8 protein-coding genes are annotated in these 12,959 nt (G+C 52.8%); 6 read left to right on the top strand and 2 right to left on the bottom strand.

Going from position 1 to position 12,959, the window contains the following annotated elements; genetic code table 11:
* Positions 1 to 14: 14 nt before the first annotated feature.
* Both H8D24_03355 and H8D24_03350 read right to left on the bottom strand, forming a co-directional pair.
* On the bottom strand, positions 15 to 1,289 hold the full coding sequence (locus H8D24_03355; protein MBC8519429.1) for an ammonium transporter: 1,275 nt from the start codon (positions 1,287 to 1,289) through the stop codon (positions 15 to 17).
* 30 nt (positions 1,290 to 1,319) lie between these two features.
* A complete protein-coding gene (locus tag H8D24_03350) occupies positions 1,320 to 1,658 on the bottom strand; it encodes a P-II family nitrogen regulator (protein MBC8519428.1) in 339 nt (112 codons plus the stop codon).
* Positions 1,659 to 2,096: 438 nt separating this feature from the next.
* On the opposite strand from H8D24_03350, the gene H8D24_03345 reads away from it, so the two are divergent.
* From H8D24_03345 to H8D24_03320, 6 genes are all read left to right on the top strand, one after another.
* Positions 2,097 to 3,566, top strand: coding sequence for a NarK family nitrate/nitrite MFS transporter (locus H8D24_03345; protein MBC8519427.1), 1,470 nt, complete (start codon positions 2,097 to 2,099; stop codon positions 3,564 to 3,566).
* 1 nt (position 3,567) lies between these two features.
* Complete coding sequence (locus H8D24_03340) at positions 3,568 to 5,307, top strand: bifunctional protein-serine/threonine kinase/phosphatase (GenBank protein MBC8519426.1); 1,740 nt, start codon at positions 3,568 to 3,570, stop codon at positions 5,305 to 5,307.
* Between the two features lie 385 nt (positions 5,308 to 5,692).
* Complete coding sequence (locus tag H8D24_03335) at positions 5,693 to 8,206, top strand: NAD(P)/FAD-dependent oxidoreductase (protein MBC8519425.1); 2,514 nt, start codon at positions 5,693 to 5,695, stop codon at positions 8,204 to 8,206.
* Between the two features lie 213 nt (positions 8,207 to 8,419).
* Positions 8,420 to 8,737: a nitrite reductase small subunit NirD gene (nirD, locus tag H8D24_03330; protein MBC8519424.1), complete on the top strand. Its 318-nt coding sequence runs from the start codon at positions 8,420 to 8,422 to the stop codon at positions 8,735 to 8,737.
* Positions 8,738 to 8,761: 24 nt separating this feature from the next.
* On the top strand, positions 8,762 to 11,008 hold the full coding sequence (locus H8D24_03325) for a molybdopterin-dependent oxidoreductase (protein ID MBC8519423.1): 2,247 nt from the start codon (positions 8,762 to 8,764) through the stop codon (positions 11,006 to 11,008).
* A 10-nt stretch (positions 11,009 to 11,018) separates the two neighbouring features.
* Positions 11,019 to 12,944, top strand: coding sequence for a dimethyl sulfoxide reductase anchor subunit (locus H8D24_03320; GenBank protein ID MBC8519422.1), 1,926 nt, complete (start codon positions 11,019 to 11,021; stop codon positions 12,942 to 12,944).
* Positions 12,945 to 12,959: the final 15 nt, after the last annotated feature.

Genomic DNA, 12,959 nt, shown 5'->3' with positions numbered 1-12,959 from the left:
GGCGACTTGGGAGGTTATTTGCCCGTATTGGTGAACTCTGGATATGCCTCCAGACCACACTCGGTGAAGTCTGCACCAGCCTCTTCCTCCTCCTCACTGATGCGAATTCCCATAAGCATCTTGATCAGCGCCCAGACTACCAGGCTAGAGCCAAAGACCCATCCAAAGATGACCCCTGCGCCCACCAACTGGCCCATAAATGTTGCGCCATCATTTGTCAGCGGTACTATCATCAGACCAAAGAAGCCGACTACTCCGTGGACAGAGATTGCGCCCACAGGATCATCGATTCTCATCTTGTCCAGAGAGATAATTGAGAAGACTACGATTACACCAGCAACCATGCCAAACAGTGTTGCCATCAACGGTGTCGGTGTATCCGGGCCTGCGGTAATCGCAACCAGCCCAGCCAGCGCACCATTGAGCAACATGGTCAGATCAGCCTTGCCAAACAGCATGCGGGCAATAATTAGGGCACCAATTGCACCGCCAGCTGCTGCCGCATTGGTGTTCAGAAATACCATTGCAACAGAGTGGGCACTAGCGATATCGCCCAGCTTCAATACAGATCCGCCATTAAATCCAAACCAGCCCATCCAGAGGATAAATGTTCCGAGTGTCGCCAATGGCATATTTGCACCTGGAATAGCCCTGACCTCACCGTTCTTGCCATACTTGCCCTTTCGAGCACCTAACAACAGTACGCCAGCCAGTGCCGCTGCTGCGCCCGCCATATGGACAATACCGGAGCCTGCAAAGTCACTGAACTCCAGGGCGAACATTCCAAATACCTCCTGACCGCCCCAGGTCCACGACCCTTCCATGGGATAGATAACCCCGGTCATCACCACTGCAAAAGCAAGAAATGCCCAGAGCTTCATGCGCTCTGCAACTGCACCAGAGACAATTGACATCGCAGTTGCCACAAAGACTACCTGGAAAAAGAAGTCAGAAGCACCGGAGTAGACAGAATCCCCACCAAAACCGTTCTCTGCAGATGCTTTCAGTGCATCATCTACCAGACTATCACCACCCATGATACTGGAGAGGAAGTAGTTGGTGCCTCCGCCCCCGCCATACATCAGCTCATACCCCATCACCAGATACATGATGCAGGCAATGGCAAAGAGCGCCACATTCTTGGTTAGAATCTCGGTGGTATTTTTTGAGCGTACCAGCCCCGCCTCCAACATCGCAAAGCCTGCTGCCATCCACATCACCAATGCACCAGACACCAGAAAATAGAAGGTGTCCATTGCATACTGCAGTTCAAAAATTTGATTTTCCATTATTTGTTTCCTTTTTACTTATACAACCACTCAGATTGCTTCACGACCTGACTCGCCAGTGCGAATACGGATAACCTCTTCCAGGCTTGATACAAATATCTTGCCATCCCCTATCTTGTCGGTATTGGCGGCACCCCGAATCGTCTCAATGGTGCGGTCAAGCAAATCTGCTGGAATTGCAATCTCCATCTTTACCTTGGGGAGAAAATCAACTGTGTACTCTGCACCTCGATAGAGCTCGGTATGGCCCTTCTGACGACCAAACCCTTTTACCTCAGTAACTGTGACACCCTGAACTCCAATCTCAGAGAGTGCCTCGCGAACATCATCCAGCTTGAAGGGCTTTATGATGGCTGTAACCATTTTCATATTGTGTGACTCCTTGGTTAATCAATACGGCCCTCATTAAAGAGGGGGTTGACACGGTATATGCAACCACCGTGCCAATCCAAATATCGCTATAAATATCAGCATGTTATCTATTTATATGCCATCGTGGTGAAAGAAACGCCTGATCAATTGCGCACCATCAGAGGGCAGAGTTCTCTCAAATGCACGAGATGAGTGCCGCCCTCCAAGGCACTATCCTGCTCTGCACCACAGGCTGGCGCAGGCTGTTGTTTTCCGATCATCATTGTGCAGACGATACTCTTCTCTCCGCTTTCAATCTGCTTGGGCAGAGCTACTAACTACTTGAAAAACATGTAATTGCAAGTTTCTCTGCAACAATGGCATGGTTATTGCTGTTTCCAGTCCATAAGGGGGAAGCCTCTCTCTCAATCAAGATCAGATCTCCGGAGACAAGCCATGAACACAGGAAGTATCAATCTGCTCTCTTTCAGCGGGAAGACCAAAGTTCTCCATCTCAGCTGGATCGCCTTCTTTATCACCTTTGTGATCTGGTTCAACCATGCGCCACTGATGGCGGTCATGCGTGAACAGTTTGGCCTCACCCCACAGGAGGTGAAGACCCTGCTGATTCTTAACGTGGCTCTCACCATCCCTGCCAGAATCATCATTGGAATGCTGGTGGACCACTTTGGCCCCAAGATCGTCTACTCCATCCTGCTGGCGCTCTCCGGAGTCCTCTGTTTTTTTTATGCACTGTCCGACAGCTTTGAGCAGCTGGCAGTCACCCGTTTTCTGATGGGATTTGTTGGCGCCGGCTTTGTGATTGGTATCCGTATGGTCAGCGAGTGGTTCCCCGCCCGAGAGGTCGGTGTTGCAGAGGGGATCTATGGCGGATGGGGCAACTTCGGCTCTGCCGCTGCAGCCCTGACCCTTCCCACTCTTGCGCTGCTGTTTGGTGGTGAGGATGGCTGGCGCTATGCCATCGGATCTACCGGCCTCGTCGCCATTCTCTACTCCTTCATCTATTACCTCAATGTCAGCAATACCCCGAAAGGATCCACCTACTTCAAGCCCAAAAAATCCGGAGCTATGGAGGTCTCCAGCAAGGGAGACCTTATTCTCTACCTGTTGATGAATCTTCCAATGTATGGCGCTCTGGCGGTGCTAAACTGGAAGCTGAGTCCGGCTAATCTGGGGCTCTATGGTGATGGGGTTGCTCTACTCCTCTATGGTCTGCTCTGTTCCATCTATCTGATCCAGAGCTTCAAGGTACTACAGGTCAACCGTCATGTGCTAAAGGGGGATCTGCCCGAGATTGACCGCTACTCATTCAAGCAGGTTGCAATGCTGGATCTTGCCTATCTAGTCACCTTCGGATCCGAGCTGGCCGTCGTCTCCATGCTTCCCCTCTTCTTCCTCGATACTTTTGAGATTACCCCGGTGCTGGCTGGAATGGTGGCCTCCGGTTTTGCATTCATGAACCTGGTGGCTCGCCCCAGTGGTGGATTGATCAGCGATCGCTTTGGACGCAAACGGACCCTCTCAATCCTGCTGCTAGGGCTCTCCATTGGCTACTTCGCGCTAAGCCATATTGATGCCAGTTGGGCTCTACCGGTCGCTGTAGCCGCCACCATGGCCTGCTCTTTCTTTGTTCAGGCCGGTGAAGGGGCGGTATTTGCAATGGTGCCACTCGTCAAACGGCGCATGACCGGACAGATTGCTGGAATGACAGGAGCCTATGGTAATGTAGGTGGCGTGATCTTCCTCACCGTGCTCTCCTTTGTTGAACCCGCCCTCTTCTTCCTCACCATTGCCGTATCTGCCCTGGTGATTCTGGTTCTGATTCAGCTCTTTCTTGATGAGCCCGAAGGACATATGGCCGAGGTGCTGCCGGACGGCACAGTTGAGCTGATTGAGGTGAAATAGTTTGGAATACATCTCGGCAGGACAACACTCATTGGCCGGCCAGAAGCCGGCCAATGATGATGCCTGCAACTACGCCATCCCTGATGGAGCACAGCTCTTCAGCAAAGGGGTGGTAGCTGCCATTGCCGATGGTGTCAGCTCCAGTGCCGGTGCTGCTGATGCAAGCAGTGCCTCTGTTCAGGGCTTTATCTCCGACTACTACAGCACCCCCGATTCATGGACTGTTAGCACCTCGGCAAGCAAGATCTTCTCCGCCCTGAACCACTGGCTACTCGGACAAGGTCAACAGCTCTTCTCCAGAGAGGGGGAGCTGGTCACAACCCTCTCAACGCTGGTGATCAAATCCTCAACTGCCTCGATCTTCCATGTGGGAGACAGCCGAATCTACCATTGGCGCGAAGGGCAACTGGAACAGATTACTCGTGACCACCGGGTCTGCGGGCGTGGCGAGAAAGAGTATCTGGGGCGCGCCATGGGGATCAATACCCATATTGAGGTGGATGTGCACCGGATAGCAGTCCGTGCAGGAGATGCCTTTCTGCTCTGTACCGATGGCATTCATGATTTTCTCTCCGACCGGGAGATAAATCATCTTATCCATCAGGATTTGGACTCTCCCCAGCCCCTTACAGAGAAGATCTGCCAACAGGCGCTGGAGAGTGGCAGTAATGACAATCTGAGCTGTCAGTTTCTGCTCATCAACCAGCTCCCGGAAGAGGATGATCAGAGCCACTACCAGAAACTCCAGTCACTCCCTTTTCCTCCCGATCTCTCCCCTGGAATGGAGATTGATGGTTACAGGATTCTTCGAGAGCTCCACTCCAGCCCCCGTACACAAGTCTATCTTGCACTGGATCTAAAAGCAGAAAAGAGTGATCCATCCTCTGGTGAGGTTGTGATCAAGACCCCATCCGTCAATTTTGAGGATGACTCAACCTACCTGGAGACCTTTCAACACGAGGAGTGGATTGGGCTACGCCTCCACTCCAACCATGTTCTCAAGATCCATGATATCCGGGAGCGGCGCCGCTTTCTCTATACCGCCACTGAGTATATTAATGGGATCACACTCAGACAGTGGATGAGCGATCACCCCAACCCCTCTCTGGTTGAGGTGCGCCAGATTGCCGAACAGATCATTCATGGAATGCGCACCTTCCACCGGATGGAGATGGTCCATCGAGACCTGAAGCCGGAAAATATCATGATCGATACCCATGGAACGGTCAAAATCATCGATTTTGGATCCACACGCATCTCGGGGGTTGAGGAGATTCGCTCTCCTGTCGACTATTCACGAATACACAGTACCCGAAACTATACAGCACCCGAGCTCTTCCAGGGAAATGCGGGTAGCCCCCTCTCCGACCAGTTCTCACTGGCGGTTATTCTCTATGAGATGCTATGCGGAAAACTCCCCTATGGGGATCTGGGTGACCACCCCTCGACCAGGAAGGCGGTGCAGAAAATTCACTCCCGCCATTTCACTGCCCCGCACCACTATCGGGATGATCTGCCCGATTGGATCAGCAGTACATTACGCAAGGCTCTCTCACCCTCACCAGTCGATCGTTATCCGGCGCTGTCCGAGATCCCGATAGATCTCAGGCAGCCCAACCCATCCTTTCAGCAGGAGTCGTTCCAGCCACTGATTGAGCGTGATCCACTGGTATTCTGGCGGACACTCGCATTGGTTCTGGCACTGGCCAATCTCATCTTGCTGACATTGCTTGGTACGTAAAGAAAGCTCTGATTAAGTCACTTCGTGACCCAATCAGATCTCCCTTACAAGTTATTCTATGGGGGAAGGGTTATGGTTCAGTATGTTACAACAACACCTATAGAGCCCTTCCCCCAAACCCCCATCCCATTAAGCTTTTTCAGAGGCTCCTAAACAGTGGCCTTAATGAGGTATCGAGAGAGCCTCATTGTTCAGCTCAATATCTGGTCAATGCTAGAGAATTGACCCCACTCGGAGCACCAAATTGGCGCACACCCATATTCTTCAACCATAGACTTTGCGCATTAATGATTGAGATTACAACATGTTATCTATATACAAAGCGTTTGGCACGTTCATTGCTTAAAGTTAAGTACACGTTTGTATCAACCAAGGATTGAACTCAATGAGCAGCCCATCACCAACCCCCCTCAGCAAAAATCGCCTGGTAGTGATCGGCAACGGAATGGCCGGCATGAGAACTGTGGAAGAGCTGCTGAAGATCTCTTCCGGCCAGTATCAGATCACCGTCATTGGTGAGGAGCCCCACCCCAACTACAACCGAATCATGCTCTCTCCACTACTGGCAGGAGAAAAGTCCTTTGATGAGATCATCATTAACACGCCGGAGTGGTATGAGGAGCATGGGATTGAACTAATCTCTGGGGTTGCTGCCACAAAAATTCATCGTGCCCGGCGCAGAGTGGAGTTGGCAAATGGAGAACAGATCCACTACGACCGTCTGCTGCTAGCGACCGGGTCTCACCCCTTTATTCTGCCGGTTCCCGGCAATGATCTGGATGGAGTGATTGGGTTCCGCACCGTTGAAGATGTGGAGTCAATGGTTGATGCCTCCAACCACTATCGACATGCTGTTGTCATCGGTGGTGGCCTGCTGGGACTTGAGGCTGCCAGTGGCCTGCAGAAGCAGGGGATGAAGGTGACCATTGTCCACCGCTCCGATGTGGTCATGGACAACCAACTGGATCGTGCATCCTCAGACCTTCTGCAGAGGAAACTGGAAGAGGATGGCCTTACCTTCCTGCTCAACACCGAGACCGAAGCCATTTTGGGACACCCTACAAGTGACGATGAGAATGCAGGCACTCGGGTTCGTGCTGTCCGTTTCACAAGTGGCCTGGAGGTCCCTGCTGACCTGGTGGTAATGGCGGTTGGGATTCGACCCTCGATCCAGCTGGCCAAGGAGTCCGGCATCTACTGTAATCGAGGAGTTGTGGTCAGTGACACTATGCAGAGCTATGACCCAAAAATCTATGCCGTCGGCGAATGTGTAGAACATCGCAACACCACCTATGGTCTCGTTGCCCCACTGTTTGAGCAGTCCAAGGTGGTGGCCAACCACCTGGCCAACTATGGCATCGGAATCTACAGGGGCTCGGTGACCTCAACCAAACTCAAGGTAACCGGTATAGATCTCTTTTCTGCCGGCCAGTTCAAGGAGCAGGAGAACCAGGACGTACTACTATTTCAGGATCCGGGTCGTGGCATCTACAAGAAATTGGTCCTCTCAGACAATCGCATCCAGGGGGCTGTGCTCTACGGTGACACCATTGATGGGGCGAAGTATTTTCAGATGATGCGGGATCAGACCGATGTCGGCGAGATTCGCGATACTCTGCTCTTTGGCCAGGCACAATTAGGAGACTCTGGCCATGGCAGTCAGAACATCATGGATCTACCCGATAGTGCTGAGGTGTGTGGCTGTAATGGGATCTGTAAGGGAGATGTGATTCAGGCCATCAGTGCCAACAACCTTTTTACCCTGGATGAGGTGCGCAGCCATACCAAGGCCTCAGCATCCTGTGGATCCTGTACTGCACTAGTTGAACAGATCCTCGCCTCTACCGTTGGTGAGGGATACGAGAAGACCCCAACCCAGAAATCGCTCTGTGGCTGCACTACCCACTCCCATGATGTCGTTCGCAAGGCCATTCGTGAACATCAGCTAAAGAGCCACCAGGATGTTTATCATTTTCTGGAGTGGGGAAATCGGGATGGATGCCATAGCTGCCGCCCCACCATCAACTACTATCTTCTTGCCCAATGGCCTGGTGAGTATGATGATCCCCAGTCCCGTTTTATCAACGAACGGGCCCATGGAAACATTCAGAAGGATGGAAGCTACTCAGTGGTTCCACGGATGTGGGGCGGAATGACCACACCTGATGAACTCCGTGCCATTGCTGATGTTGCGGACAGATTCAATGTCCCCGAGATCAAGGTAACCGGTGGTCAGCGGATCGATCTCTTTGGAATTCAGAAAGAGGAGCTGCCGCTCATCTGGAAAGATCTCAATCAGGCCGGTTTTGTCTCGGGCCACGCCTACGGCAAGGCTATGCGAACCGTAAAGACCTGTGTAGGGAGTCAGTGGTGCCGATTCGGAACCCAGGATTCGACCGATCTGGGAGTCAAACTTGAACAGTTGACCTGGGGATCGTGGATGCCACACAAGTTCAAGCTGGCAGTCTCCGCCTGTCCCAGAAACTGCGCGGAGGCGACGATCAAGGATTTTGGAGTGGTCTGTGTCGACTCCGGGTATGAACTCCATGTTGGTGGTAATGGCGGGATCAAGGTCCGTGTCACCGACCTTCTGGCCAAGGTCGAGAGTGAAGAGGAGGTTTTGGAATACTGTGCCGCCTTCTGTCAACTCTATCGGGAGGATGCCCACTATCTGGAGCGCACCGCACCGTGGGTGGAACGGATTGGTCTGCAGGCCATTAAGGAGAAGATTGTGGGGGATGCATCTCAGAGAGCGGCGTTGGCCGAACGTTTCCGGATCTCTCAACAGTATGCACAAGTGGACCCCTGGAGGCATCACTCCGAGGATCAAGATGCCAGCAGAGAATTTCAGCCGCTTGCCAATATTAAGCACCAGCAAACTCTGGCACAGGCCTCCTAAGGAACTGTCCCGAAATAACATGCACATTTTGCTTGCCCTTTCCCCCGCTTTCTTTGTTGTGACAAGGATTACATAGCCCGGCTATGCGCCCCTTGCCACGCCTCGAAAGCGAACGAAATTACGGTGCAATCTGCACAAGTTATTTTGGGACAGGCCCTAAGGCTCAATTCAGAATCAGATAGATCAAAGAGAGACAATATACAAGGATGAATCATGGAAGCCGTTATTGAAAAAATCGAAATTGGCCTACGCTCGGATATCCCCCGCCTCGGATCAAGAGTGGTCAAGAGTGATGAGGGGGATATTGCAATCTTCCGCAGCTCGGAGGACCTCTTCTTCGCTGTCAGTGACCAGTGTCCCCACCGCAAGGGGCCGCTCTCTCAGGGAATCGTTCACGGCAACCGGGTCACCTGTCCCCTTCACAACTGGGTTATCGACCTGGAGAGTGGCGAGGCCACCGGTCCGGATCATGGCTGCACTCCAACCTACCGGATTGAGGTGGAGGGAGAGAGGCTCTACCTGATCCGTTAATCCCATCCTCTGAAGAGAAATCTTATGCTGTTTGGAAGATCCAATAAAAACCCGATCACCATTGTCGATAAGAGGGTGGTGGAGTGGAAATATGCCACCTGTGGTTACTGCTCCACTGGCTGCTCGATTGAGGTTGGGCTCAACCAGGAGGGGAAGGCGGTCAGCTCCCGGGGGGTCGCTGATGCCGATGTCAACCGAGGGAAGCTCTGTCTCAAGGGGATCTTCGAGCATGAGCTGTTTGAATCCTCTGGTCGTGGCACGGTACCACTGATTCGTAACCACTGGCACCAGCCGTGGGAGCCAACCAGCTGGGAGAGTGCCCTGGACAATGCACATCAAGAGATACTCAGGATCCAGAGAGCCCATGGCCGAGACTCTGTAGCGGTCGTCTCCACCGGGCAGCTGCTGACCGAGGAGTTCTATACCCTCGGCAAGCTGACTCGTGGACTGATCGGAACCAACAACTATGATGGCAATACCACCCTCTGCATGGCATCGGCCGTCTCCGGCTACAAGCGCTCTTTTGGCTCCGATGGCCCCCCCGGCTGTTATGAGGATTTCGATCATACCGACTGCCTGATCGCGTGGGGCTCCAACCTGCCGGAGCAGCACCCCATCATCTACTGGCGGATGAAAGAGGCGCAGGAGAAGCGCGGTTTTCCACTGATCGTGGTCGATCCACGCGTCACCATGCTGGCGCAGAATGCCCATATCCACCTCCCTATTACCCCGGGAACCGATGTGGTGCTGCAGAATGCACTGATGCATGTGATCCTTTCTAATGGCTGGGAGAATCAAGACTATATTGAAAAGAACACCACGGGGATCGAGTCACTGCGTGCCGAGGTAGCTCGCTATGATCCGACCACTGCATCAAGGCTCTGTGGCATCGATGAGGACACCATTCGTCAGGTGGCACGGATCTTTGCAAAATCAACCGCTGCGATGCAGATCTGGACCATGGGAATCAATCAGTCGACACATGGCTCGGATGGTGTGGTGGGAATCAACAACCTTGCACTGATTACCGGCAACATCGGAAAGCCGGGCGGAACCAGCCTCTCCATTACCGGACAGTGCAATGCAATGGGAACTCGAGAGTGGTCCTCCTGCTCCGGCCTTCCCAACTACCGCTATCTGGAGAACCGGGAGGATCGAGAAGAGATTGCCTCCTACTGGGGTATTGATCCGGAGTTCTTGCCAACCAAGCGGGGAATGTACCAGACCGATATCTACCATGCCATTGAGAGCGGTGAGATCAAGGGGATTTGGCTGATTGCAACCAATCCGCTTACCTCACTCCCCAATAGTGCCCGGGTTCGCAAGGCGATGGAGAAACTGGAACTCTGCATCGTTCAGGACTGTTATCAGGATAGTGAGAGTACACAATATGCCCACCTCTACCTCCCAGCGGGAACCTGGGCCGAAAAGGATGGAGTGATGACCAATACCGAGCGACGAATCAACCGGGTCACCCCAATCATGGATCCTCCGGGAGAGGCCAAACCCGATCTCTGGATTTTCAACCGGATGGCGGAACGATTCAATCAGGAGAACTATCAATCCAGGCAGAAAGAGAGCGGTAAACCAGTGAGACGATCCGTCCACTTTCCAGAGAGTGCCTCGGATATCTTTGCCGAGATGGCCAGCCTCTCAAAAGGACGGCTTGCCGATATCTCCGGGATGGACCATCCACTACTTGAAGCACAACGAGGAGTTCAGTGGCCCTATACTGAAAATGAGAGGTCTGAGGGAAAAGAGCCTCCTCACGGTGGCCGTCGGCTCTACACCGACCCTCAGAGCTTCCAGTACCCGGATGGGCGCGCCAAACTGATCCCCCTCCCCTTTATCGACAATAACGAGGTGCCGGATGAGAAATTTCCACTCTGGCTCAACACCGGCCGTCTGGTAGCGCACTGGCATGGCCGTACCAAGACCGGAAAGATCGGAAACAACAACAAGTTCAGCCCAATCCCATTTGTCGAGATCAACCCGGATCTCTGTAGAGAGAGAGGAATAGCTCAGGGTGAATATATTCGCCTGATCTCCCGTCGATCCGATGCCATCGTCATGGCGCAACCCCCCCATCGGGTTCCCAGGAACATGCTCTTTCTCCCCTTCCACTTCCATGACTGTGCCAACCGCCTCACTCTCGGCCTGCTGGATCCACACTCCCGCCAGCCCGCCTACAAGCAGTCTGCAATCCGGATTGAAAAGATCATGGATCAGCCGAGTGCTGCTTGTCTCAGTATGGAAATGAGAGCCTTTTAGGAGTACTCCGATGTTTCAGCGCAGAGAATTTGAACCTGACTACGCACTACTCAGCGATCCCGTTTCGGAATCAACCAATCGCTACGGCAAGCAAATTGAGCTGGCTAAGGAGGGAGACCCACTCCACAACAAGAGCCTCAACATCAATGGTGACTCGGCCATTGGAGAGAACCCCAACCGCTACAAACAGCATGGATTCTATTTCAATGCCGACAACTGTATCGCCTGTCACGCCTGTGAATCGGCCTGTTCGGAGAAAAATGATAACCCCGCCCATCTTGCCTTCCGCTCAGTCGGTTTTGTCGAGGGAGGAAGCTATCCCAATGTTCAGCGCCTCAATATCTCGATGGCCTGCAACCACTGTGACAACCCGGTCTGTCTCAAGGGGTGCCCCACCCGAGCCTATACCAAGTTTTCCGAATATGGTGCGGTGCTACAGGATCCCGACATCTGTTTTGGTTGTGGGTACTGCACCTGGGTCTGCCCCTACAATGCACCGCAGTTGGATCCAGTGAAAGGGCAGGTGACCAAGTGCAATATGTGTGTGGATCGACTTGAGGTTGGGCTGAAACCGGCCTGTGTCTCTGCCTGCCTTGGCAAGGCGCTCGATTTTGGAGTGATTGAAAACATCCCGGAGGGGAGAGAACAGTCACAAACCACAATCCCGGGTTTCCCACGAACCGATATCACCCACCCCAATATCCGTTTTCAGCAGACCCGAACCACACACCGAGAGATGCATCGCCTGGATCAAGTACCACTGAAGTATCACCAAGAGGAGAGCCCCGAGAAAAACAGAAGGTGCAAAGCAGGAGAGCAATTTCAGCCTGAGCTCGACCCAAAACATGGCTTCACTCGCTCCTGGAATCTGAAGAAGCTACTCGGCTCCCACGAAAATGGACATGTCATCTTTACCCTCACTAGCCAGATGGTAATTGGATCATTCTTGCTGCTTGCGCTGGGAAGATGGTTTTCGCTCCCACCATTTTCACTCTTCGAAGATGTTTCTGTTCAGGTTCCTACTACCCTGATCTTGCTGATCACAATGGGTGTTGGTCTCTTTAAGCTCAATATGCATCTTGGAAAACCACACCGCTTCTACCGGGGGTTCTATAACCTGAAGCTCTCTCCGGTGAGTCGAGAGATCGCCGGTGTCACCCTCTTCTCTATCGGGCTGGCCGGTTTCACCCTCTTTGCGCTCGCTGAACTCCTTTTTGGTGAGCTATTTCCATCTCTCATCCAGGAGCTTTTTATCGGGCTCTCCCTGTTGGGTGGTGGAGTGGGCGGATACTACATGATCAAGCTCTACCGAATCCCCGCACGCCCCTACTGGGATCACTGGCATACTGCTGCTGCATTTGTTGGAACCGCTCTCTCTCTTGGTGCACTCCTGCTATTCCTGATTGCATTAGCCATGGATCAACTCTCACCAGAACTGGGTCGACTGCTGGCGATGGTGATGGCCTTTGGGATCTCACTGGAGGGGATTGGGCTACTCTTTCACTCGCTAGATCTGGAACACGCCACAAATGAAGGAGCTGCCTCCATCTACCAGCAGCAGACCACATATGGCTACAGTTACTGGCTTCGCAATGGGTTGATATCTTTCTCCCTGTTGCTCCTCTTCACCATGACCTGGTTTGATCTCTATTCAGCCCCACTTCTCCTTTTGCTGGCTGTAATGGTGGCTGTGGCCTCCATCATTGGTCGTGCACTGTTCTATGTTCTGGTTATTCCAACCACCATGCCAGGCGCCTTCTTCTGGAAAAATCCGGGTTTCATGGAGCATGCCATTGAGAGTGGCCTCTCCGAAACAACAACATTAGGGGTAGAGCCCTCCCGCCACCACCCCTTCCGCCTGGATGAGCTGATCGCCGATGCCCGTTGCGCACTGAACCAATACCTTGCAACCAACAGGAGCACCAAAGCTCGTTAACCCGGATATCTCATA

This window comes from Candidatus Thiopontia autotrophica, from assembly GCA_014384675.1.
Taxonomy (GTDB): Bacteria; Pseudomonadota; Gammaproteobacteria.
Note: the sequence above shows the minus strand (reverse complement) of the source record. Positions and strands in the feature narration are given on the sequence as shown.